Source organism: Kitasatospora purpeofusca (genome assembly GCF_042691725.1).
In the GTDB taxonomy this organism is placed as follows: domain Bacteria; phylum Actinomycetota; class Actinomycetes; order Streptomycetales; family Streptomycetaceae; genus Kitasatospora; species Kitasatospora purpeofusca_B.
On sequence record NZ_CP170483.1, the window covers coordinates 1,337,192 to 1,361,715 of the forward strand.

The following is a 24,524-nucleotide window of genomic DNA, read 5'->3' on the forward strand; positions in this document are numbered from 1 at the left end:
TATCAGGAACAGGAACCGATCACCAACCGACCGGCATGGAAACCGGTCCCCGCACGATCACGCCGAACTGCCACCGGACGCCCTCCCGGCCCTCGGCCAGGTGGAGGTCCGGGAAACGCGTCAACAAACCGGTCATCGACTCCTGCAGCTCCATCCGCGCCAGCGCGGCCCCGATGCAGTGGTGCGGGCCGTGCCCGAACGCCATGTGCGGGTTCGCCTGACGGGTGATGTCGAGCTGCTCGGGGTTCTCGAACACCTCCGGGTCCCGGTTGGCCGCGGCCAGCGCCGGCATCACCGGGTCGCCCGCCCGCACCACCACGTCGCCGAAGCGCACGTCCTCCGTGGCGTACCGGGCGAACATCGCCGCGGTGTTGATCGGCACGTAGCGCAGCAGTTCCTCGACCGCGTTGGGCATCAGCTCCGGACGGGAGCGCAGCAGCGCGAGCTGGTCGGGGAAGTCGGCGAGCAGGGTGAACAGGAAGCTGGGCAGCCCGGAGGAGACCGTCTCGACGCCGCCGGTCAGCAGGCCGGGGCCGGCGATCGCGATCAGCTCGTCCTCGGTCAGCTTGTCGCCGTCGTCGCGGGCGTAGACCAGGGCGCCGAGCAGGTCGTCGGTCGGTTCCGCGCGGCGCTGGGCGATCAGGGCGGACATGTACTCGCCGAGTTCGCCGCCGATCTCCTCCAGCACGCTCCCGTTCATGGTGGAGTCGTTGGTCAGGCCCTCGGTCCACTTGCGGAAGATGTGGTGGTCGGAGAACGGCACCCCGAGCAGGTCGCAGATCACGGACACCGGCAGCGGCCGCGCCATGTCCTCGACCAGGTCGGCCGGCCGGCCCTTCTCGACCATCGCGTCGATCAGGCGCGTGACGCGGGACCTGATGTCGGCGCGCATCTGCTCGATCCGGCGCGCGGTGAAGGCCTTGTTGACGAGCTTGCGCAGCCGGGTGTGGTCCGGCGGGTCCATGCCCATGATCCCGTCGCCGGTCAGCTCCCGGCGCAGCCGGGGCTGGTCCAGGCCCTGCGCCATCTCGCGGCTGAACCGGGGGTCGGCCATCACCATCTTGACGTCGGCGTAGGTGGTGGCCAGCCAGGCCGGCTCGCCGTAGGGCAGGCGCACCCGGCTCATCGGCTCCTCGGAGCGGAGCTTGGCGTACAGCGGGGAGACATCGACTTCCGTCATGTCGAACGGGTAGTCGCGGGTCTGCCGATCGGTCGTCATGCCGGTTTCCCTTCCAGAGTCTCGCGCTCCGCCGTACCGACCGACCGGTCGGCCTCGCGGTCGAGCGCGACCGCGTCGAACCTGTCCTGCACGTAGCACAGGGCCTGCTTCAGATCGCCCGAGGTGATCCGGCGACCGGGGCGCACCGTGGCGATCCGGTGCAGCGGGAGCCCGCCGAGCTCCGACCAGCACAGCCGGCCGGCCTCGTCCAGGTAGCTGCGGCTGCGCCCGGCGTTGTCCGGGTGCAGGCAGTACGGGATGTCGAGCAGGCCCCGCTTGAAGGCGCCGACCAGGGCGCCGCCGATGCCGCCGGCGCCGTTGAGCACCGCCGCCACCAGGGCCGAGGCCTCCTGGTACACCTGGTTGTCGGTCAGCGGGGGCGTCGCCGCCGCCGGCGCGTCCGGCCGGGCCGGGAGCCGGTGGTCCCGGGCGACGGCGGACGCGAAGGCGAGGGCGTCCACGTTGTCCTGCACCGTGGGGATCCGGCTGGACTCGACCACGGTCTTGACGATCAGCCGCTCGGAGCCGGTGGCCACCGCCAGCCGGACCGCCTCCGCCAGCAGGGCGTTCGCCCCCCGGGGCGTGCGCGGGTACACGCCCATGTAGGCGTAGACCACCACGTGCCAGTCGGCGCCCGGCAGCAGCTGCGCGGCCAGGGCGCGCAGCGCGTGGATCGCCTCGACGTCCTGTTCGGCGTTGGTCTGCTGGGCGTAGCTGAGCGAGAGGGAGCGGATCCCCTTGCTGTGGAAGAACAGCGCCTCCAGCACGCTGATGGCGACCAGCTGGCTGGGCGGGCACAGCTGGCCCAGCATGCAGCCGCCGAAGGTCTCCAGGTGCGGCCGCACCCCGGTGCCGGCCGCGAAGTCCGCCGCCAGCTCGCAGGACGCCTCCCAGTTGCGCACCGACTCGTCCAGCGGGGTGCGCCCGTAGGGCAGGCAGTAGGAGACCGGGCCGCCCTCGGTGGCGTGCAGCCCGGCGTCCAGCAGCGCCTTGAAGATGTGCAGCGGGCGGGCCGAGCCGTGCCGCACCTGCACCGGGAAGCCCCGGTCGGCCAGGCCCTCGACCACCCCCCGGGTGACCTCGGCCGGATAGCTGACGATCGGGTAGCCGTTGAGCGCGACGCCGTCGTGCAGTGCCCGCCGCACCGAGTCCAGGTCGCCGGTCCGGGTATAGCTGTCCAGGGTGATCGTGCCGACGGTGTCCGCGTCGGCGCGCTCGGTCGCCTCCAGCCCGGCGCGCATCAGCGCCGGGTCGGCCATGCCCATCCGCGGCTGGACCACCAGGGCGCCGTCGGCGTGGACCCGCCGCACGTGGTCACCGAAGTTCATGGACCTGCCGCTCGGAGAGCCGGCCGAGCAGGCCGGTGAACGCCGTGATGCCTTCGGGCCGGTCGTCGAACACGGCGTCGAACCCGGCGCCGAGCAGCTCGTCGATGTGCTCGGCGCTCTCGCCGCCGGTGATGCCGAGCTTGCCGCCGATCAGCACCGGCAGGCCGGCCAGCCCGGCGTCCTCGCGCAGCCGCCGGATCACCCGCAGGCCCTCGTGGTAGCCGTGCCCGTTGACGCTGGAGAGCACCAGCAGCATCGGCCGGCGCTCCCGGCACTCCTCCAGCAGCATCTCGTCGGGCACCGTCGCGCCGAGGTTGACCACCTCGAAGCCGAGTTCCTCGATGAGCAGTTGGAGGAAGACCAGGTTCCAGGTGTGCGCGTCCGAGGCCATGCTGCTGACGATCACCGTCCCGCGCGGGTGCGCCGGCTCGGCGGGCCGCTGCGCGGGCAGCGGGCCTCCCCCGACGGCCGGCACGCCCCGGTTCGACGTCCCGCCCGCGACCGCGCCGGTCATCGGACCTCCACCGCCGGCGCCTCGGCCCGGGTGAACTCCAGCCGGGTCGCCGAGACGACCTCGTCGCCGCGCAGCACCACCTCGACCGGGGCCGGGCGGCTGAGGAAGCCGAGCAGGCTCGCGCTGACCCCGTAGGCGCCGACGTTCGGGACGACGATCACGTCGCCCGGTTCGAGCAGCGGCAGCCGCACGTTCCGCCCCAGCGAGTCGCCCGGGGTGCACAGCGGCCCGACCAGGCTCGCCACGTCCTGCGGCTCCTCGCCGTCGAGCTGCACCGCGGCCGGCAGCAGCCGGCCCAGGCCGGACAGCCCGCCGAGCGTGTTGATCCCGGCGTCGAGGATCACGAACCGGTTGCCGCGGCTGTCCTTGACGTTGACCACGCCGCTGAGCATGAAGCCGCCGCCGCCCACCAGGTAGCGGCCGGACTCGACGGCCAGGTGCGGCGTGCCGGTGCGCCACCGGGGCAGGTGCAGGTCCAGGATCCGTTCGAGTTCGGCGGCCAGCTTCGGGTACTCGGCGCGTTCGCCCGGCACCGCGTACGGGGAGGAGAACCCGCCGCCGATGTCCAGGAACTCCAGCGGCAGGCCGACCTCCTCGGCCAGCCGGACGGCGTCCCGCACGGTCCGTTCGAACTCGCCGACCAGCCCGGCCTCGTCGACCGCGTTGCTCATCGTGAAGAAGTGCGCGCCGACCACCTCGGTGCCGGGCACCGAGGTCAGCAGCGGCATCAGCTCCGGCAGGGTCTCGCTGTCGATCCCGAACTGCGAGGGCTTGCCCATCATCCGGATCCCGGTGGTGGCGGCCTTCGTCCCGGCGCTGTTGATCCGCAGCAGGCACCGGGCGACCGCGCCCAGGCGCAGCGCCGCCGCGCCGACGTGCTGGAGGTCGGTGTACGACTCGACCGAGAACATCCGCACCCCGCGGCCGAGCGCGTACTCCAGCTCGGCCGGGGTCTTGCCCGGTCCGGTGTAGAGGCACTCGCCGGCCTCGTAGCCGGCGGCCAGCGCGGCGTCCAGTTCCCCGGTCGAGCTGATCTCGGCGCGGCACGGGCGGTCGGAGCCCTCGCGCAGGGCGCGGGCCACCTCGGGGTGCGGGTTGGCCTTCAGCGCGTAGTACAGCTCGATGCCCTCGGGCACGGAGTCGGCCAGGGCGCGGTGCCCCTCGGCGATCCGGTCCAGGTCGTAGACGTAGAGCGGGGTGCCGTAGCGGGCGGCCAGCTCCCGGTAGCGGTCGGTCGGGCGGTGGTGGTCGGTCGGGCGGTTCATCGGGCGACCCCCTCGGCGGGCGCGGCGAGTTCGGCGTCGAGCATCCGGGCCAGCTCGGCGGTGGCGTTCTTGCCGTGCGCGGTCAGCGGGATCCGCTCCAGCACCCGGCACAGCGACGGGACCTTCTGCGGCTCCAGCCGCTGGAACAGTTCGCGCAGCACGGTGTGCGGCGGCAGGTCGGCCTCGACGAAGAGGCACAGGTCCCGGTCGCCCGAGGGCGGCACCACGGCGGCGGCGTGCACCCCGGGGACGTCCAGCGCGGCGGCCTCGATCTCCAGCGTGCTCATCCGGATGCCCTTGCGCTTGAACATGTCGTCCCGGCGGCCCTCGAAGTACAGGAAGCCGTCCTCGTCGAGGCTGCCGTAGTCACCGGTGTGCAGCCGCGGTTCCCCGGTGACCGGGTCGGGCCGGAAGGCGCGGGCCGTCAGCTCGGGCGCCCGCCAGTAGCCCGGCATCACGTGCGGACCGGCCGCGACGATCTCGCCGACCTGTCCGGGCCCGAGCTCCCCGCCGTCCTCGTCGAGGATCAGCACCCTGGTGCCGGGCAGCGGGAGGCCGACGGAGTCGGGCCGGTGGTCGTCGAGCTCCGGCGGCATGACGGCGATCCGCTTGCACTCGGTCTGGCCGAACTGGCGCACCACCCGGGCCCCGTCGAAGGCCTTGCGGAGCTTCTCGATCGTGGGCTGCGGCAGGGCCGCGCCGGTGTTGGTGAACATCCGCACCCGGTTCGGCTCCTCCGGCGAGGTGTCCCGCTCGGCCAGGGTGGCGATCATCGCGGCCAGCGAGGGGACGATCGGCACCACGGTGGCCCCGGTCCGGCGGATCAGGCTCAGCAGCCGCAGGTCCGACTCCGCGCCGGCCAGCACGATCTCGGAACGGCCGTGGCAGGACAGCAGCACCTTGTACAGGCCGTAGTCCCAGGAGACCGGGAAGCGGCAGAACACCACGTCGTCGTCGCGGTACCCGAGCACCGCGCCGATGGACATGGTGGCGAAGGCGATCTGCGCGTGCGGCTCGACGACGCCCTTCGGCGCGGCGGTGCTGCCCGAGGTGTAGACCAGGACCGCGACGTCCTGCGGCTCCACCGTGGTCGGCTCGGCCAGCGAGCCCTCGTCCGCGGCGCGCTCGATCCCGGCCCAGGTGTCGGCGGTGTCGGCGGCGGAGAGGACCAGCACCGGCTCCGCGTTCGCGATCACGCTCTCCAGGTGGTACTGCTTCATGCCGGGGTTGAGCGGGACGAAGACCGCGCCGCGCCGGGAGACGCCGAACATCAGGGCGACCAGCTCCCGCGTGGTCTCCCACTGCACCACGACCCGGTCGCCGCGTTGCACGCCCCGGGTCTGCAGCCAGTACTCGGCCGCCCGGCTGTGGCGGGCCAGCTCCCGGTAGGTCCACCGGCCGGCCGCGTCCTGGACGGCGTACGCGTCCGGGCTCCGGGCTTCGGCCTCGTCCAGGAAGGAATGGACAAGCATGGTGCGCGTCAGATGACCGATGGTGTCCACAGGCTTGCTCCAAGCCACGAGAAGGTGACGCGACGAAGCAATGTCGCGAAGGATTCGCAGGGGTCGCGCTGGTCCGCACCGAGAAACTAACGGCCGACCGGCCGGGAATCACACCCCTTAAGGTCCCCTAGCCGGGCTCCGCCACCCGCCCCGACGTGCGGCTGAACGACCTTCCGGGGATGGCGAGTTGAAGGCCGTCCCGGGCCGTCAGGCGACCGCGCCGCGGCGCCGCGGCTGCATCGCCAGCCGCGGCGTGGCGGCCAGCACCTCGAAGTTGGCGGTCGTGCACGCGACCCGGCCGAACAGGCTGTCCGGGCCGGCCACGCACACCGTGCCCACGTCCCGGCGCACCAGGGTGTCGACGACGTCCGTCCACCGCATGGGCCGCACGAAGCTGTCCAGGAGCATCGAGCGGACCTGCTCGCCGGTGGTCAGGACGGCGCCGTCCTGGTCGGCCACCACCGGCAGCGTCGGGTCGGCGAACGGCAGCGTGCCGATCACCTCGTCCTCCGCCTGGCGCCGCAGTGCCCCGAACACGGAGGCGTGCATGGGGGGCCGCATCGTGTAGAGCGAGAAGCCGCCCAGCGACCGGAGCCGCTCCAGCAGCCAGTCGAGGTTGCGCTCCCGCAGCGACACCATGAAGAAGTCCCGGTCGATGTGGCAGGAGATCTCGTGCCACTCGCCGCGGGCGGTGAGCTCGTCGAGGACCTCGTCCAGCTTCTCCCGCGGGGTGCGGGTGAACGAGTGCGTCACGACGTCCTGGAACTCGGTCGCGAAGAACGTGTCCTGCAGCCGGGCCAGCCGGGCCGTCATCCAGACCGCGTCCTCGACCTCCAGGGCGCCGCAGTAGGCCGCCAGCGCCTTCTCGCCGAAGCTCGGCCCGGCGCAGACGTCCGGCCGCACGCCCAGCTCCTGCTCCGCCCACCGCGCCAGGGCCAGGCAGTTCACCAGGAAGCCGACCTGGGCGGCGGTGCTGTAGTCGGAGTCGTCCTGCCGCATCCGCTCCAGCAGCGGGTAGCCGAGCCGCTTGCCGGCCACGGCGGCCAGCCCGCGGGCGAACGGGTTGACGGCCATGAACCGGCCGACGTCCGCGAACTTGCTCGGGGCCATGCCGGGGAAGACCATCGCCTGCCCCGTCCGCGCCCCCGTCCCCATGTCACCGGTGGTCATCGCTTCCCCCTGTTCGTCCGAGTGGTGCGGGTCCTGCGGGTCGTTCCGGTCCTGCGGGTCGTGCGGGTCATGCGAGGCCCTTGAGGAATTCGAGCAGGACCGCGAGGAAACGCTCGGGCTCCTCCAGGTTCGGCACGTGGCTCGACTCCTCGAAGACCTCCCAGCGCACGTCGGGGATCAGGTCGAAGTACGGCTGCGCGGTCACCGGGGTGGCCTCGTCGTACCGGCCGGTGACCAGGAGGGTGGGGACGTCGATCTCGGGCAGGCAGTCCACCACGGACCAGTCCTTGAGCGTGCCGACGACGTGGAACTCGCTCGGCCCGTTCATCACCGAGTAGACCGTCGGGTCCTCCGACATCTCCAGGTACGAGGCCCGGTAGTCGCGCGGCCACGGGACGACCCGGCACACGTGGCGGTCGTAGAAGACCCGCACCGCCTTGTAGTACTCGTGGGAGGCGGTGGTACCGGCCTCCTCGTGGCGCCGGAGCGTCTCGTCCACCCCCGGCGGCAGGGCCGCCCGCAGGACGGCCATCTCCTGGCGCCACAGCGGGTAGGAGGCGGGCGAGTCGGCGACCACCAGGCCGCGCAGCCCCGGCGGCCGGCCCGCGGCGTGCCGGGCCCCCAGCAGACCGCCCCAGGAGTGCCCGAACAGCACGTAGTCGTCCGTCACGCCCAGGGAGCCCAGCAGGTTGTCCAGTTCCGCCGCGAACAGCTCGGGGGTCCAGAAGTCCGCGCCCTTGTCGGGCAGCCGGGTGGACCCGCCGTTGCCGAGCTGGTCGTAGTGCAGCACCGGCCAGCCGGAGCGGGCCAGTTCGCCCAGGTTCGACAGGTAGTCGTGCGTACTGCCGGGCCCGCCGTGCACCACCACCACGACCGGGCGCCCGGCGCCGGGCGTCCCGGTCATCCGGTACCAGGTCCGGTACTCCCCGAAGGGGACCACCCCCTTGGCGACGTCCATCCCGATCACCTCACTGCCAGTCAGCGGCCGGTCCCGCCCTCCATGTCTAGCCGCGTCCACCGCCTCGGAACCAGCCCCTTAGGGGGTGCCGGCGCCACCGCCGCCGACCACCCGGCCCCCGCCGAACACCCCTACGGGGGACCCGGCCCCGGGCAGGCGAAGGCCCCTGCGGCACCGCGCCGGAGGGGCCTCACGGGGTCTCGTCGGATCAGGTCGGCTGGTTCTCGCTGAGGTAGGCCAGGACGGCCAGCACCCGGCGGTTGTCGTCGTCGTGGGGGATCAGGTCGAGCTTGCTGAAGATGTTGTTGATGTGCTTGCAGACCGCCTTCTCCGTGATGGTGAGGCGGCCGCCGATGCCCGCGTTGGTCCGCCCCTCGGCCATCAGGCCCAGCACCTCCTGCTCACGCGGGGTCAGGTTCTGCAGGGTCTTGTTCTGCGAGTGGCGCGACAGCAACTGGTTGACCACGACCGGGTCCAGGACGGTGCCGCCCGCGGCGACCGTCCTGACGGCGTCGACGAACCGCGTCACGTCCGACACCCGGTCCTTGAGGAGGTAGCCGAGGCCCCCGCCGCTGGCCGCGAGGAGTTCCTTGGCGTAGAGCTGCTCGACGTGCTGCGACAGCACCAGGACCGGCAGGTCCGGCGTGTGCCGGCGGGCTTCGAGCGCGACGCGCAGGCCCTCGTCGGTCTGGGTCGGGGGCAGCCGTACGTCCACCACCGCGACGTCCGGCCGGTGCACGGCCAGCGCCTGCGCCAGCGACGGACCGTTGTCCACCGCCTCCACCACCTCCAGGCCGTAGGCGGTCAAGAGCCTGATCAACCCGTCCCTCAGCAGGGTCAGGTCTTCGGCGATGACAACGCGCATGGCAGCTCCATGGTGATGATGGTGGGTCCCCCGACGGGACTGGTCACGACGAGCACTCCGTCGAAGGCTGCCAGCCGGCGCTCCACCCCCGCCAGTCCGCCGCCCGCCGTCGGGCAGACTCCGCCGATCCCGTCGTCGCCGACGATCGCCACCAGTCTGCCGTGGTCGTGGCTCAACTGCGCCCAGGCGCGGCTCGCGCCGCTGTGCTTGGCGGCGTTGGTGAGCGCTTCGGCCACGGCGAAGTACACGGCCGACTCCACCGGCGCCTCGGGCCGGCCCGGCAGTTCGATCCGCACGTCCACGGGGAACGGCATGGACATCGCCAGGGCCCGGACCGCCCCGTCCAGACCGCGTTCGGCCAGCACCGGCGGGTGGATGCCGCGGACCAGGTCACGCAGGTCGGAGAGGGCCTGCCCGCTGTGCTCCCGGGCCTCGACCATCAGCGCCGAGGCCGCCTCCGGATCGTGCTTGATCAGCTGCTCGGCCAGGCCGATGTTCATGCCGAGGGCGACCAGCCGGGCCTGCGCGCCGTCGTGCAGGTCGCGCTCGATCCGGCGCAGCTCGGCCGCCGAGGCGTCCACGACCTGGGTGCGCGAGTCGGTCAGGGAGTCGACCCGGGCGGACAGCTGCCCGCGGCCGGGCGCCAACAGCGCGGAGCAGAACAGCGCGTGGCCCTTGACGATCAGCGGCGCCGCGGCGATCACGGCGGTGAGGCAGAGCGCGCCCAGCGGGATGTTCAGGGTCCAGTACAGGTGGTGGGCGGTGGTCAGCGCCACCAGGAACGGGGCCACCAGGATCCCGCCGAGCCCGTTGACGAGCAACGCGGCGGGCAGCACCCCGAGGAGCGCGCCCACCGGCACGTTCAGCAGCAGCCAGAGCAGGTCGCGCCAGGTCGCCGGGTCCCTGACCAGCTGCCGGCACAGCTCGACCCGGCCGGCCGGGCCCGGCTCGATGCGCGGCAGCGGCCGGTACGGCGAGGCGATCGGCACCCCGGACCACTCCCGCGCCCAGCGGCGCTGGGTGTCGGCGAACGCGCGCGTCCCCCTGAGCAGGACCGGCGCGGTCAGGACCCCGAGGCCCAGGGGCAGGAAGACGATCGACAGGAGGGACCCGACCAGCAGCGGCACACCGGCGAACTGGGACACCGCGGCCTGCACCAGGCCCCGGCCGCAGGCCGTCAGCACCCGGGCGACCCGGCCGGCCACCCGCGACACCCCGCTCATGACTGCCCCGCCGGGGCCGGGGCGGCGGCCGGCCCGCCGCCCGTGCGTGCTCGGGTCACTGTCGTCTCCTCGTACTCGTGCCTGTCCTCCGGACCAAGTCTTGGGCCTCGGTGACGTCTTGTCAGGGGGGTAAACACCCCGATCAAGATCCGGACCGGCCCTCGCGCGGGCCGCCGACCGGCACCCCTACCCCCTCGCACGGCCCGTGGGGTGCCCCTAAGGGGCTGGTCCGTTCACGGGTGCAGTCGCTAAACATGGGGGACGGAGGAGAGGAGCCCGAGGATGGCGGGGCAGGCGGCGCCGGTTCACGACGAGGCGGCCACGCCCGAAGGACGTGGCCGCGCGGTGGATCCGCCGTGGTCGGGCGGCCCGGACCGGGCCGCCGGTGTGGTGGCACCGGAGTGCCGCTACGCCTCCGTCCGGATCCGGGAAAGCGTCTTCCAGAGCGTCTCGGGCGTCTCGAACGTCGCCAGTGACAGGGCCTCGTCGTAGAACCTGACGTCGTAGGCGTCCTCCAGTACGGAAAGCAGGTCGACTGTCGCCAGGGAGTCGAGACCGAAATCCCGCAACGGGGCGTCGGCGACGAGTTCCTCATCGGCGGGCAGATACGGCAGAAAACGGCGCACGGATTCTTCGAATCGCTCATCCCACATGCCGGCGACCTTACCGACGGCGTCAGTTCGGGTCGACGAGTTCGAACCCCTATTTCATTCCCGGCCATCGGAGGCGGACATGGAATTCCCGACAGAGAACACGCTCCCGGCCCGGTTCCTGCGTGGTCTGGCCGCCTCCCCCGAGGGGACGGCGGTGCGCCACGGCGACGACGCCCGGACCTACCGGCAGTTGCACGAACAGGCCCTGCTCTGGGCCGGCACCCTGGTCGCCGAACGGGCCCGGACCGTCGGCGTCCTGGCCCGCAAGGGGCCCGGGGCGTACACCGCGATCCTCGCCGCGCTGTACGCCGGCGCCACGGTGGTGCCCCTGCGCCCGGACTTCCCGGCCGCCCGGCTGGCCCAGATGGCGGACGCCGCCGGGGTGGACGTGGTGATCGCCGACCGGGAGTCGGTGCCCACCCTGGCCGAGGTCCGCCGGGACCGGGCGGTGCTCCTGGTCGGCCCGGACGGCACCGCGCGGGCCGACGACCTGCCGTACGCCACCCTGAAGGTGGACCCGGCCGCGGCGCTCGCCGAGCCCCGGGCGGTGGCCGCGGACGACCTCGCCTACGTCCTGTTCACCTCCGGCTCGACCGGCCGGCCCAAGGGCGTGCGCCTGACGCACGGTGCCTTCGCCCACTACTTCTCCCTGCTGGACGCGCGCTACGACTTCGGCCCCGCGGACGTGTTCTCGCAGGTCTTCGACCTGAACTTCGACTGCTCGGTGTTCGATCTGTTCTGCGCCTGGGGCGCGGGCGCCGAGTTCCTCACCCTGCCGCCGCACGCGTTCCGGGCGCTGCCGGAGTTCCTGGCCGACCACGGCGTGACGGTCTGGTTCTCCACCCCGAGCGCCATCGACCTGGTGCGCCGCACCGGCGGCCTGGCCCCGGGCGCGATGCCGGGCCTGCGCTGGAGCTTCTTCGCGGGCGAGGCGCTGACCTGCCGGGACGTCGAGGACTGGCGGCGGGCCGCGCCGGCGGCGACCGTCGAGAACCTGTACGGCCCGACCGAGCTCACCGTGACCATCGCGGCCTACCGCTGGTCCGACGACACGACGGCGGCCGTCGCGGTCAACGGCGTGGTGCCGATCGGCGCCGTCCACGCCGGTCACGAGGTCCTGCTGCTCGACGCGGACGGGGAGCCGGCCACCGACGAGGGCGAGCTCTGCATCGCCGGCCCCCAGCTCACCCCCGGGTACCTGGATCCGGCCGACGCCACCGGCCGGTTCCTGGAGCGCGCCGGCCGGCGCTACTACCGCACCGGTGACCGGGCCCGCCGCATCGGCCCCTGCGGGGCGGACCTGGCGTACCTGGGCCGCCTGGACTCGCAGATCCAGGTGCAGGGCTGGCGGATCGAGCCCGCCGAGGCCGAGCACGCGCTGCGCGCCTGCGGGGTCCGGGACGCGGTGGTGGTCGGCGCCCCGACGCCCGCCGGCACCGTGCTGGTGGCCTTCTGCACCGGGGAGCCGGTCCCCACCGTCGAGCTGGTCCGGGGGCTGCGGGAGCTGCTGCCGGCCGGTGCGATCCCGCGCCGGTTCCTGTACGTCGAGGAGTTCCCGCTGTCGCCCAACCGGAAGGTGGACCGGGGCGCGCTCACCGCGACGGCCGCCGCGCTCACGGACCTCTGAGCCGCAAGCGCCGAGTCGGGCGCGGGGAAGTCCCCGGGAGGTCCGGTACCTCCCGGGGACTTCCCCCGCGCCCGCGACCCTGGCCTCAGGCCGCCGCCGCGAGGGCGTCGAGCGGGTGCTCCCGCACCGTGCGGCGGGCGGCGCCCAGGTTGGCCGCGAAGGTCAGCGCGATGACGATGGCCACCACCGTGAGGTAGATGCCCGGGCCGACGTCCGGCACCGCCTGGTCCGCCGTGGCGATGCTGAACGGGATGATCGAGGCCAGCGCCGCGATGGTGCCCGCGATCAGCCCGGTGACCACGATGATCGCGCTCTCGAACCCCACCGTGCGCACGACCTGCCCGGGGGTGGAGCCGATCAGCCGCTGCTGGCCGAACTCGCGCCGCCGGTAGACCGTCGCGGTGACCGCGAGGTTGATCAGCACGATCGCCGCGAAGACCGCGATCGTGGAGACGATCACGAAGTTGAGGGTCTCCACGTTCTTGTCGTCCTGGGAGCGCACCAGCCGGCCCGAGGAGACCGCGTCGTTCTGGAGCACCTGCATGTACAGCGAGCCGGCCGCCATCCCGACGAACAGGATGATCGGCATCAGCACGCCCGCCATCCGGCCCGAGCGCTGCCGGATGTTGGCCTGGGCCAGGTAGCCCGGGGTGCCGCCGAACCCGCGCGCCAGGCTCCCGACCAGCGTGCTGGCCACCCGCAGCAGGACCGGGGAGAGCAGGGACAGACCGATCGAGACGTGGATGCACGCCTCGCCGGCGATGGACATGGTGATGTAGCCGCGGTCCTTGAGCACGGTCGACACCAGCACGCCGGCGTCGATGCCGAGCAGCAGGAAGAGGATGCCGAAGGCGATCCGCTTCTTGGTCATCTTCGTGGTGCCCGCCACGCTGGAGACCAGCGCCTCGCGGGTGCTGATCGTGGCGGCCCGGCGGCCGGTGACGTACGCGGCGATCGCGGCGGCCAGGAAGGTGACGCCGAGCCCGGTGCCCAGCGCCATCACACCGAAGTGGTAGTCGATGCCGCGGGTGACCTGCTTGGTGGAGACCAGCGTGTTCACCACGGCCTTCCCGGCGAAGTAGCCGACCGGGATCGCGACCACGGCGGCCAGCAGGGTGACCACCGCGGTCTCGGCCATGATCATCCGGGTGATCTGGCCCGGGACCGCGCCCGCCGACTTGAGCAGGGCGATCTCGCTGCTCCGCTGGCGCACCGTCAGGTTGAGGGTGGCCGCGATCCCGAAGGCCACGATCAGCACCCCCCAGCCGTCCACCACGTAGCACATCGTGGTCAGGGTCTTCTTGTCCTGCGCCGAGACACCGTCGGCGACACCGGTGTCGAACAGCGAGGAGAAGGCCATCAGGATGGCCGCGCCGAGGAACACGTTCAGGAAGGTCGCGGCGAAGCTGCCCTTGCGCAGTCGCAGCGAGCTCAGGGCGATGCGGAACATGGATCAGGACTCCGATCGGGCGTGACGGCGGGCGACTTCCTCACCCAGGCGTGCCATCTCTTCGGCGACGGCGGCCGGGTTGGGCCGGGCCATCTCGTCGACGATCCGGCCGTCGACCAGGAACAGCACCAGATCGGCGTGCGAAGCGGCGATCGGGTCGTGGGTCACCATGATCACCGTCTGGCCGAACTCGCGCACGGCCTGGTCGAACAGGTCGAGCACCTCGCCGGCCCGGTGGGTGTCGAGCGCACCGGTCGGCTCGTCGGCGAAGATGATCTGCGGGTTGGTGACCAGCGCCCGGGCGATCGCCACCCGCTGCTGCTCACCACCGGACAGCTGGGCCGGGTGGTGGTCGAGCCGGCGGGTCAGGTCCACCCGCTCCACCACGGCGGCCATCCGCTGCCGGTCCACCCGCTTGCCCTCCAGCCGGAGCGGCAGCGTGATGTTCTGGCGGACCGTCAGCGAAGGCAGCAGGTTGAACTGCTGGAAGACGAAGCCGATCCGGCCGCGCCGGAACCTCGTCAGATCGGTCTCGTTGCCGAAGGCCATCGGCTGGCCGGCGATGCTCACCTCGCCACTGGTCGGCCGGTCGAGGCCCGAGGCGCAGTGCAACAGGGTGCTCTTGCCGGACCCCGAGGGCCCCATGATCGCGGTGAAGGTACCGGCGGCGATGGACAGGTTCACATTGTTGAGCGCGCTGACCGGGACGCCGGTCCTGTCGTAGACCTTGCTGACCGAAGTCAGTCGAAGTACGTCCCCCACGACCGGACGGCCCAGGGCGCCTACTCGGTTCATCATTCCTCATCTCGTCGGGCGCAATTCCTGCTGCTTATGAGCATCGCGCGCGGACCGACGGGAGTCAGGGGTGGAAACTCCCCGCCGATGGTAGGGCTAACACCCCACTCCTCTCGGGGGACCGCACCAGCTGCGCCGTTGCCGCCCGACAAGGGCCCGGCACCCCTGGCCCGGCCCGGGCCGATAGGGGTTGAACGGCCCAGGTGAGGCTGCCAGATTCGAGGCACTATGACGACCGACGCACCGACCCAGAACAGGGCCCGCGACCTGGGCGCCTGGATCCGCCGCTTCCACCCCGCCGAGGACGCCGCCGTCCGGCTCGTGTGCCTGCCGCACGCCGGCGGGGCCGCGACCTACTACTTCCCCGTCGCCAGGGCACTGGCTCCCGGGATCGACGTCCTGGCCGTGCAGTACCCCGGCCGGCAGGACCGGCGCACCGAGCCGGTGATCGAGGACGTGCGCGTCCTCGCCGACCTGATCACCGCCGAGCTGCGCCCCTGGTGCGACCGGCCGCTGGCCCTGTTCGGCCACAGCATGGGCGCCCTGGTCGGCTACGAGGTGGCCCGGCGGCTGCGGGCCGAGGGCATCGAGCCGCTCGGCCTGTTCGCCTCCGGCCGGCGCGCGCCGTCCACCGTACGGGACGAGTCCGTGCACCGGCGCGACGACCAGGGCATCATCAGCGCCCTCAGGGAGCTGAGCGGCACCGGCGACGAGGTGCTCGACGACGAGGACCTGCTCGGCATGGTCCTGACGGCGGTGCGCGGGGACTACAAGGCGGTGGAGACCTACCGGGCCGACTCCGGCCCGGTGCTCGACTGCCCGATCCAGGTGCTCACCGGCGACAGCGACGAGATGACCAGCCCCGAGGAGAACCTCGCCTGGGAGCGGCACACCACGGCCGAGTGCCGGATCGAGGAGTTCCCCGGCGGCCACTTCTACCTCTCCGAGCAGGCGCCGGCCGTGCTCGCGTCGGTCCGCGACCGGATGAGCGCCTGGGCGGGCGCCCCGCTGCACCCCTGACACCGCGCGGGGTTCGCCCAGGGGTCGACGCCCACGCTCCGTAGGGGCGCCGAATCGTCGCAGGCGGGACCGTACGCGGATGCCCGGCGACGCCTTCGCCGGGCACCGCCCGGCCCGTTTCTCAGGGGCCCGGCCCGGGGTCGGCTAGGGGTAGGGAGACGCCTTTCGGCGCTCCTAGTGTGAGGCAAGTGCACCAGGTTCGCCGATACTTGATTGAAGGGTGAGGGCGACATGGAAAAGCCCGAAGACAAGCTGCTCCACGCCCTCAGGGTCTCGCTCAAGGAGACCGAGCGCCTGCGCGATCAGAACCGCAAGCTGGCCGACGGCCCGCGGGAGCCGATCGCGATCGTGGGAATGGCCTGCCGCTTCCCCGGCGAGGTGGCCACGCCCGAACAGCTGTGGCAGCTGGTGGCCGACGGGGTCGACGCGGTCGGTCCGTTCCCCACCGACCGCGGCTGGGACCTGGACCGGTTCTTCGACCCGACGGGCGAGCGGCCCGGCACGAGCTACGTCAACGAAGGCGGCTTCCTGCACGACTCCCCCGACTTCGACGCCGGGTTCTTCGGCATCTCACCGCGCGATGCGCTGCTGATCGACCCTCAGCAGCGGCTGCTGCTGGAAACCTCCTGGGAGGCGTTCGAACGGGCCGGCATCCCGCCGCAGTCGGTCAAGGGCAGCCAGGTCGGCGTGTTCAACGGCGTGATGTACCACGACTACCCGGGCAGCTACGGCTCCTCCGGGGTCGTCTCCGGCCGGGTGTCCTACCACTTCGGCCTGGAGGGCCCGGCGGTGACCGTCGACACGGCCTGCTCGTCCTCCCTGGTCACCCTGCACATGGCCGCGCAGTCGCTGCGGCAGGGCGAGTGCTCGCTCGCCCTGGCCGGCGGGGTCAGCATCATGTCGACGCCCCGGATGTTCGCGGAGTTCAGCACCGGGCGCGGCATGGCCTCCGACGGCCGCTGCCACTCCTTCGCGCAGTCGGCGGACGGTATGGGGTGGTCCGAGGGCGCGGGCATGCTGCTGCTGGAGCGGCTGTCCGACGCCCGGCGCAACGGGCACCCGGTCTGGGCGGTGGTGCGCGGCACCGCGGTCAACCAGGACGGCGCCTCCAACGGCATGACCGCCCCGAACGGCCCCGCCCAGCAGCGGGTGATCCGGGCGGCCCTGGCCAACGCCAGGCTCTCGGCCGACCAGGTGGACGCGCTGGAGGCGCACGGCACCGCCACCACCCTCGGCGACCCGATCGAGGCGCAGGCGCTGCTGGCGACCTACGGACAGGACCGCCCGGAGGACCGCCCGCTGTGGCTCGGCTCGGTCAAGTCCAACCTCAGTCACACCCAGGCCGCGGCGGGCGTGGCCGGCGTCATCAAGATGGTGATGGCGCTGCGCCACGGGGTGCTGCCGCAGACCCTGCACGTGGACGAGCCGACCCGGCACGTGGACTGGACCGCGGGGAACGTCCGGCTGCTGACGGAGCGCCGGCCGTGGCCGGAGACCGGTCAGCCCCGGCGGGCCGCGGTCTCCGCGTTCGGGCTCAGCGGGACGAACGCGCACGTGATCCTGGAGCAGTACGAGGAGGCCGCCGCAGGCGATGCGAGGCCGGACCGGCCCGCCGGTGTGCTGGCGTGGCCGGTGTCCGGGCGCAGCCCGGAGGCGCTGCGGGCGCAGGCGGGGCGGCTGCTGGAGCACGTCGAAGGCCTGTCGGACGGCGAACTTCCCCTGATCGGGCGGGCGTTGGCGACGACGCGGACGCACTTCGAGCACCGCGCGGTGGTCGTCGGCGCGGACCGGGCGGAGCTGCTGGCGGGCCTGACGGCGGCGGCACAGGGCGTCGAGGCGTCCGGTGTGGTCCAGGGGGCGGGGGCGGGGGCGGCGGGCCGGTTGGCGTTCCTGTTCACCGGCCAGGGCTCGCAACGCGTGGGCATGGGAGCGGAGTTGTACCGCGCCTTCCCGGTGTTCGCCGCTGCCCTGGACGAGGTGTGCGCCGTCCTGGACAAGGGGCTTGAGCGTCCGCTGAAGGACGTGATGTGGTCGCCGTCGGAGGAGGGGCTGCTCGATCGGACGGGCTACGCGCAGTGCGCGCTGTTCGCGGTCGAGGTGGCGCTGCTGCGACTGTTCGAGTCCTGGGGCGTCACGCCGGACTTCGTGGCCGGGCACTCGATCGGCGAACTCGCCGCCGCCCACGCGGCCGGGGTGTGGTCGCTGGAGGACGCGTGCGCGCTGGTCTCGGCCCGGGCCCGGCTGATGCAGGCCCTGCCGACCGGCGGGGCGATGGTCGCGATCATCGCCACCGAGGACGAGGTCCGCGCCGCACTGGTGCCGGGCGTCGACATAGCAGCCGTCAACGGCCCCCGCGCGGTGGTGATTTCGGGCGACGCCGAGGCGGTCGCCACCGTCGCGGCCCGGTTCGAGCGGTCCAAAGCACTGACGGTCTCGCACGCCTTCCACTCCGCCCTGATGGAACCCATGCTGGACGAGTTCCGCACCGTCGCCGCGAAGCTCACGTACAACGAGCCGACCATCACCGTCGTCTCCACCCTCACCGGACAAGCCGCCGGTGACCGGGAGCTGTGCGACCCGGAGTACTGGGTGCGCCAGGTCCGCGAGAGCGTCCGCTTCGCCGACGCCCTCACCACTCTCGCCACCACCGGCGCCTCCCGCCTCGTGGAACTCGGCCCCGACGCCGTCCTGACCGCCATGGCCGGACAGTGCCTGGAGGACCCCGACGCCGTCCGGGCCGTCGCGTCGCTGCGCAAGGGCCGGCCGGAGGAGCAGTCGGTCGTCACGGCCCTGGCCGCGCTCCACGCCGACGGCACGGCCGTGGACTGGCCCGTCTACTACCCGGGCACCGCCGCCGCCGACCTGCCCACCTACCCCTTCCAGCGCCGGCGTTTCTGGCTGGAGGCCAACTCCTCGGACGGCGACCCCTCCTCCCTCGGCCTCGAAGCCGTCGACCACCCCCTGCTCGGCGCCGCCACCGTCCTCGCCGACTCCGAGGGAATCGTCCTCTCCGGCCGCCTGTCCACCGCCACCCACCCGTGGCTCGGCGACCACCGGGTCGGCGGCCGGACGCTGCTGCCCGGCACGGCCTTCGTCGAGCTGGCGCTCCGGGCCGGCGACCGGGCCGGCTGCACCGCGGTGCGCGAACTGACGCTCCAGACCCCGCTGGTGCTGCCCGAGCAGGGCGGCGTCCGGCTCCAGGTGAGCCTCGGCAACCCGGACGACGACGGCGCCCGGCCGTTCGCGGTCTACTCCCGGCCCGACGGGCCGGACACCGAAGAGCCCTGGGTGCAGCACGCCGAAGGACTGCTGGCCACGACGGACGAGGGGTCGGGGTTCGACCTCACCGCCTGGCCGCCGCACGGGGCGCAGGCCGTCGACCTCGACGGGATGTACGAGGAGCTGGCCGCCGCGGGCGGTCTGGCCTACGGCCCGGTGTTCCAGGGGCTGCGGGCCGCCTGGCGCCGCGGCGACGAGGTGTTCGCCGAGGCGGCACTGCCCGAGCAGGTCCGGCACCACGCGCCCGACTTCGGCCTGCACCCGGCGGTGTTCGACTCGGTGCTGCACGCGATCGGCCTGCTCGGAGCGGACGGCCCGGACGCGGCCGAGGGCACCGCGGCCCTGCCGTACACGTGGTCCGACGTGGAACTGTTCGCCGCGGGCGCGCCCACGGTCCGGGTGCGGATCACCCGCGCCGCCGGGGCGGCCGCCGACGGCGCCCGGACCGTCGCCCTGCAGATAGCGGACGCGGCCGGACTCCCCGTCGCGTCGGTCGGATCGCTGACGCTGCGGACCTTCTCCCCGGCGGACGCCGACGGCGCCCCCCGGCGGGGCGGCGACCTGCTCCACCGCGTCGAGTGGACCCGGCGCGACACCCCGGCGCCGTCCGGTGCCGTCGCGGAGCAGGTGGCGCTGCTCGACGAGGTCGGGCCCGCCGACCCGGTGCCCCCGGTCCTCGTGCTGCCGGTCGACGGCGGCCCGGACGCGGACGCCGCCCGGTCGGCGGCGCACCGGGTGCTGGCCTGCGTGCAGTCCTGGCTGGCGCAGGACCGCTTCGACGCCTCCCGGCTGGTGCTGGTCACCCGCGGCGCGGTGGCGCTGCCCGGCGAGGACCCGGCCGACCTGGCCGCCGCCGCGGTCCACGGCCTGATCCGCTCCGCCCAGGCGGAGTACCCGGGCCGGCTGTTCCTGGTGGACGCCGGGGCCGGGCAGGACGTGTCCGGGCTGCTGCCGGGGATCGTGGCGGCCGGCCTGGCCGAGACCGCCGTCCGCGGCACGGACCTGTGGGTCCCGCGCCTGGTGCGGGCGCTGCCCGCCACCGAGGGCGAGCGGCAGACCTGGGCCGTCGCGGCGGCGCACCACGGCAGCGTGCTGATCTCCGGCGGCACCGGCGCCCTCGGCGGCCTGCTGGCCCGGCACCTGGTCCAGCGGCACGGCATCCGCCGGCTGCTGCTGGTCAGCCGCAGCGGCGCCGACGCGCAGGGCGCGGCGCAACTCGTCGCCGACCTGGCCGAACTGGGCGCGGAGGCGGAGGTCGCCGCCTGCGACCTCGGCGACCGCGAGGCCGTGCGCGCCCTGCTCGCCGACCGGGACATCGCGGCCGTGGTGCACACGGCCGGCGTCCTGCGCGACGGGACCTTCGCCTCGCAGACCCCGGAGCGCTTCGACGCCGTACTGGCCGCCAAGGCCGACGCGGCCTGGCACCTGCACGAGCTGACGGAGTCCCACGAACCGGCCGCGTTCGTGCTCTTCTCCTCGGCGGCCGGTGTGCTCGGCGCCCCCGGCCAGGCCAACTACGCCGCCGCCAACAGCTTCCTCGACGCCCTGGCCGCGCACCGCCGCGCCCACGGGCTGCCCGCCCAGTCGCTCGCCTGGGGCCAGTGGGCCCTGGCCGACAGCATGGGCGGCACCGGCAAGGGCGCCGCCGGCGCGCTGTCCGCCGAGGAGGGGCTGGAGCTGTTCGACACGGCCGCCGGCCTGGACGAGGCCGTGCTGGTCCCGATCCGCCTGGACCTCGCCGCGCTGCGCGCCGACCCCGACGCCTTCCCCGACCTGCTGCGCGGCCTGGTGCCCGCCGTCCGGCGGCAGGCCGCGGACCGGCAGGCCGGCGCCGAGCCGCTGCGCGCCCGGCTGGCCGGCCTGCCCCGCACGGAGCAGCTCGCCGCCCTGACCGAGCTGGTACAGGTGCACGTCGCGGCGGTGCTCGGCTACGCCGGGGCCGAACTGGTCGACGCCGACCGGGTGTTCAAGGACCTCGGATTCGACTCGCTGACCTCGGTCGAGGTGCGCAACCGGCTGACCGCGGCCTCCGGCGTCCGGCTGCGGGTGACCGTCGTCTTCGACCACCCGACCGCCCGTGAGCTGGCCGGTCATCTGCACAGCGAGATCTTCGGCGCCCTCGCCGACGGACCGCAGGAGCCGCCGGCGGCGGGCGCGGAGAGCGACCCGATCGCGATCGTCGGCATGGCCTGCCGCTACCCCGGCGGGGTGGAGTCGCCCGACGACCTGTGGCGGCTGGTGACCGCCGGCACCGACGCGGTCTCCCCCTTCCCGGCCGACCGCGCCTGGGACATGGACTACTGGAACGAACTGGTGGCCGCGACCGGCAAGCAGCCGGAGGGCGGATTCCTGCGCGACGCCACCGACTTCGACGCGCCCTTCTTCGGGATCAGCCCGAACGAGGCACTGATGATGGACCCGCAGCAGCGCAAGTTCCTCGAGGTGTGCTGGGAGGCGCTGGAGAGCGCGGGCCTGGACCCGGTCGCCCTCAAGGGCAGCCCGACCGGCGTCTTCGCCGGGGCGATGCAGAGCGACTACGACGCCGGCCCCGCCGGGCTGCTCCCGGACAACCTCTTCCACCGGGGCACCGGAACGCTTGGCAGCGTGGTCTCCGGCCGGGTCTCGTACCTGCTGGGCCTGGAGGGGCCCGCGGTCTCGATCGACACCGCCTGCTCCTCCTCCCTGGTGGCCCTGCACATGGCCGCCCAGGCGCTGCGCAACGGCGACTGCTCGCTCGCGCTGGCCGGCGGCGTCACCCTGCTGGCCTCCCCCGAGGCCTTCGCCCTGTCCGACATCCAGGGCGGCTCCTCGCCCGACGGCCGGTGCAAGGCGTACTCGGACGAGGCCGACGGCGTCGGCTGGGCCGAGGGCGTGGGCGTCCTGGTCCTCGAACGCCTCTCCGAGGCCCGGCGGCGCGGCCACGAGGTGCTCGCCGTGGTCCGCTCCACCGCCGTCAACCAGGACGGCACCTCCAACGGCCTGACCGCGCCGAACGGCGTGGCCCAGGAGCGGATGATCCGCCGGGCGCTGGCCGTGGCCGGTCTGCGGCCCGCCGACGTGGACGCGGTCGAGGGCCACGGCACCGGCACCACCCTCGGCGACCCCATCGAGCTCGGCGCCCTGCTGGCCACCTACGGCCAGGACCGGCCGGCCGACCGGCCGCTGTGGCTCGGCTCGGTGAAGTCCAACATCGGGCACAGCCAGGCCGCCGCCGGCGTGGCCGGGGTGATCAAGATGGTGCTGGCGCTGCGCCACGGGCTGCTCCCCCGGTCGCGGTACGCCCAGGCGCCCACCAGCAGCGTGGACTGGTCCGCGGGGCAGGTCAGGCTGCTGGCGGAGAACGTTCCGTGGGAGCAGAACGGCCACCCGCGCCGGGCCGGCGTCTCGGCCTTCGGGTACAGCGGCACCAACGCGCACGTCATCATCGAGCAGGCCCCGGCGGACGAGCCGGGCGGGCAGGCGCAGGCGGTTCCGGCCGGCCCGGCGCCGGTGCTGCTGCTCTCGGCGCGCACCGACGAGGCGCTGCCGGCGCAGGCCGGGCGGCTGCACGCCCATCTGCTCGCCCACCCCGGGCTGGACCTGGCCGACGTCGGCCACCGGCTGGCCACCTCCCGGTCCGCCATGCCGTACCGGGCGGCCGTGGTCGGCGCCGACCCAAAGGAGGCGCTGGCCGGCCTGGCCGCGCTGGCCGAGGGCCGCGAGGCGCCCGCGGTGGTCCGGGGCGCCGTGCGCACGGGCCGCCGCACGGCGTTCCTCTTCCCCGGCCAGGGCATCCAGCGGGTCGGCATGGGCCGTGAGCTGTACGCCGCGCTGCCCGCGTTCGCACGGGCCTTCGACGAGGTCGCCGAGGCCTTCGGCCCGTACCTGGAGCGCGACCTGCGCGAGGTGGTCTTCGCCGAGCCCGGCTCGGCCGACGCCGCCCTGATCGACCGGACCGGCTACACCCTGGCCTCGGTCTTCGCGCTGGAGACGGCGCTGTTCCGGCTGCTCGAATCCTGGGGCCAGAAGCCCGACTTCGTCCTCGGGCACTCGGTGGGCGAACTGGCGGCGGCGCACGCCGCCGGGGTGCTGGGGCTGGCGGACGCGGTCCGGCTGACCGCGCACCGCGGCCGCCTGATGGAGGGCCTGACCGGTGGCGCCGCGGTCGCGATCGAGGCCGCGCCGGACGAGGTCGAGGCCCTGCTCGGCGACCGGGTCGGCATCGCGGTCGTCAACGGGCCGCGCTCGGTCGTGGTCTCCGGGGACGAGGAGCCGGTGCTGGCCCTGGCCGCGCACTGGAGCGGACTCGGCCGCCGCACCCGCCGCCTGACGATCAACCAGGCGGTGCACTCGCCGCAGATGGACCCGATCCTCGACGAGCTGCGGGAGGTCGCGGCCGGCCTGTCCTACGGGGCCGCGCGCATCCCCGTGGCGTCCACCGTCACCGGGCGGATCGCCGACGCGGGCGAGCTCGGCACCCCGGAGTACTGGGTGGCGAACTGCCGGCGGACGGTCCGCTTCCTCGACGCCGTCCGCGGCCTGGAGGAGGCCGGGGTCACCCGGTTCGTCGAGCTCGGCTCCGACGGCACGCTCAGCGCCCTGGCCCAGGCCTGCCTGAGCGACCCCGACGGCGGCGCGGTCATGATCCCGCTGCTCGCCAAGGACCGGCCCGAGGCGCTCTCCGTGCACCGGGCCGCGGCCCGGCTGTACACCGAGGGGCTCGGCCTGGACGGCGCCCTGCTGTTCGCCGGCCGCACCGCGCAGCGGGTGCCGCTGCCCACCTACGCGTTCCAGCGCCGGCGGTACTGGCCCGACGTGGACCCGAAGGCCCTGCGGGGCGGCGGCGACCTGGCCGCCACCGGCCTGGAGCCGGTCGCCCACCCGGTGGTCGGCGCCGCCGTCGGCTTCGCGGACTCCGACGGGGTCGCCCTGATGGGCCGGCTCTCGCTCGGCACCCACCCGTGGCTGGCCGACCACCGCGTCGGCGGGGCCGTGATGCTCCCCGGTGCGGCCTTCGTGGAGCTCGCGGTCCGGGCCGGGGACGAGGTCGGCTGCCGCCGACTGGAGGACCTGACCCTGGAGCAGCCGCTGATCCTGGCCGAACGGGGCAGGGCCCAGGTCCAGCTCCAGATCATGGTCGGCGCCCCGGACGGCGCGGGCCGGCGCCCGGTGGCCGTGCACTCCCGGGCCACCGCCCAGGACCCGTGGACCCGGCACGCCGCCGGCACCCTCGCCCCCGACGCCGAGGCCCGGCCGGCCCCGCTGACGCAGTGGCCGCCGGCCGGCGCCGAGGCCCTGGACCTCGACGAGCTCTACCCCGGCATGGCCGAGGCCGGTCTCGGCTACGGCCCGCTGTTCCGGGGGCTGCGCGCGGCCTGGTCGCTGGGCCCGGACGTGTACGCCGAGGTGGGGCTGGACGACTCCCCCGGCTCGCAGGTGCTCGGCTTCGGCCTGCACCCGGCCGTCCTGGACGCCGCCCTGCACGCGATCGCGCTGTCCGAGGGCGAGGTGACCCGCGGACTGCCGTTCGCCTGGTCCGGCGTCGAGCTGTACGCCACCGGCGCGACCAAGGTGCGGGTGCGGGTGCGCCCGCTCGGCGGCGGCGCGGTGTCGATCACGCTGGCCGACCAGACGGGCGCACCGGTGGCCGCGGTCGAGTCACTGCTGCTGCGCGGCG

At 73.8% G+C, this 24,524-nt stretch carries 14 protein-coding genes and 1 pseudogene; 3 read left to right on the plus strand and 12 right to left on the minus strand.

Features of this window, described 5'->3' with window-relative positions; genetic code table 11:
* Positions 1-19: 19 nt before the first annotated feature.
* The 10 genes from ACFCLZ_RS05245 to ACFCLZ_RS05290 form a co-directional block, all read right to left on the minus strand.
* Positions 20-1,219, minus strand: a complete 1,200-nt coding sequence (locus ACFCLZ_RS05245; RefSeq protein WP_380283496.1) for a cytochrome P450 — start codon at positions 1,217-1,219, stop codon at positions 20-22.
* Positions 1,216-2,547 (minus strand): methylaspartate mutase, encoded by a 1,332-nt coding sequence (locus tag ACFCLZ_RS05250; protein WP_380283497.1) that lies wholly within the window; start codon positions 2,545-2,547, stop codon positions 1,216-1,218. Before ACFCLZ_RS05250 ends, ACFCLZ_RS05245 begins: the two co-directional genes overlap by 4 nt.
* A complete protein-coding gene (locus ACFCLZ_RS05255; RefSeq protein WP_380286082.1) occupies positions 2,534-2,938 on the minus strand; it encodes a cobalamin B12-binding domain-containing protein in 405 nt (134 codons plus the stop codon). The genes ACFCLZ_RS05250 and ACFCLZ_RS05255 overlap by 14 nt, the downstream gene beginning before the upstream one ends.
* A 119-nt stretch (positions 2,939-3,057) precedes the next feature.
* On the minus strand, positions 3,058-4,326 hold the full coding sequence (locus ACFCLZ_RS05260) for a type III PLP-dependent enzyme (RefSeq protein WP_380283498.1): 1,269 nt from the start codon (positions 4,324-4,326) through the stop codon (positions 3,058-3,060).
* Positions 4,323-5,798, minus strand: coding sequence for an AMP-binding protein (locus ACFCLZ_RS05265; RefSeq protein ID WP_380283499.1), 1,476 nt, complete (start codon positions 5,796-5,798; stop codon positions 4,323-4,325). The genes ACFCLZ_RS05260 and ACFCLZ_RS05265 overlap by 4 nt, the downstream gene beginning before the upstream one ends.
* Before the next feature lie 237 nt (positions 5,799-6,035).
* Positions 6,036-6,998 (minus strand): ACP S-malonyltransferase, encoded by a 963-nt coding sequence (locus ACFCLZ_RS05270; RefSeq protein ID WP_380283500.1) that lies wholly within the window; start codon positions 6,996-6,998, stop codon positions 6,036-6,038.
* A 67-nt stretch (positions 6,999-7,065) separates the two neighbouring features.
* Positions 7,066-7,956, minus strand: coding sequence for a proline iminopeptidase-family hydrolase (locus ACFCLZ_RS05275; RefSeq protein WP_380283501.1), 891 nt, complete (start codon positions 7,954-7,956; stop codon positions 7,066-7,068).
* Positions 7,957-8,164: 208 nt separating this feature from the next.
* The gene (locus tag ACFCLZ_RS05280; protein WP_380283502.1) at positions 8,165-8,821 is read right to left on the minus strand and encodes a response regulator; all 657 of its coding nucleotides are present in this window, start codon (positions 8,819-8,821) and stop codon (positions 8,165-8,167) included.
* The gene (locus tag ACFCLZ_RS05285) at positions 8,794-10,044 is read right to left on the minus strand and encodes a sensor histidine kinase (RefSeq protein WP_380283503.1); all 1,251 of its coding nucleotides are present in this window, start codon (positions 10,042-10,044) and stop codon (positions 8,794-8,796) included. The genes ACFCLZ_RS05280 and ACFCLZ_RS05285 overlap by 28 nt, the downstream gene beginning before the upstream one ends.
* A 407-nt stretch (positions 10,045-10,451) precedes the next feature.
* The gene (locus ACFCLZ_RS05290) at positions 10,452-10,697 is read right to left on the minus strand and encodes a phosphopantetheine-binding protein (RefSeq protein WP_380283504.1); all 246 of its coding nucleotides are present in this window, start codon (positions 10,695-10,697) and stop codon (positions 10,452-10,454) included.
* A 79-nt stretch (positions 10,698-10,776) separates the two neighbouring features.
* On the opposite strand from ACFCLZ_RS05290, the gene ACFCLZ_RS05295 reads away from it, so the two are divergent.
* Positions 10,777-12,324, plus strand: coding sequence for an AMP-binding protein (locus ACFCLZ_RS05295; RefSeq protein ID WP_380283505.1), 1,548 nt, complete (start codon positions 10,777-10,779; stop codon positions 12,322-12,324).
* An 85-nt stretch (positions 12,325-12,409) separates the two neighbouring features.
* On the opposite strand, the gene ACFCLZ_RS05300 is transcribed toward ACFCLZ_RS05295, so the two are convergent.
* Together ACFCLZ_RS05300 and ACFCLZ_RS05305 are read right to left on the minus strand one after the other, a co-directional pair.
* On the minus strand, positions 12,410-13,774 hold the full coding sequence (locus tag ACFCLZ_RS05300) for an FtsX-like permease family protein (protein ID WP_380283506.1): 1,365 nt from the start codon (positions 13,772-13,774) through the stop codon (positions 12,410-12,412).
* Positions 13,775-13,777: 3 nt separating this feature from the next.
* Positions 13,778-14,569 carry an ABC transporter ATP-binding protein gene (locus ACFCLZ_RS05305; RefSeq protein WP_380286083.1) on the minus strand — a complete coding sequence of 264 codons (792 nt, stop codon included), beginning with the start codon at positions 14,567-14,569 and terminating at the stop codon, positions 13,778-13,780.
* 228 nt (positions 14,570-14,797) lie between these two features.
* Here ACFCLZ_RS05305 and ACFCLZ_RS05310 point away from each other — a divergent pair, with 228 nt between their 5' ends.
* The gene (locus ACFCLZ_RS05310) at positions 14,798-15,589 is read left to right on the plus strand and encodes a thioesterase II family protein (protein WP_380283507.1); all 792 of its coding nucleotides are present in this window, start codon (positions 14,798-14,800) and stop codon (positions 15,587-15,589) included.
* Positions 15,590-15,802: 213 nt separating this feature from the next.
* Positions 15,803-24,520, plus strand: a pseudogene (locus tag ACFCLZ_RS05315) (SDR family NAD(P)-dependent oxidoreductase); the annotation flags it as partial.
* Between the last annotated feature and the right edge of the window lie 4 nt (positions 24,521-24,524).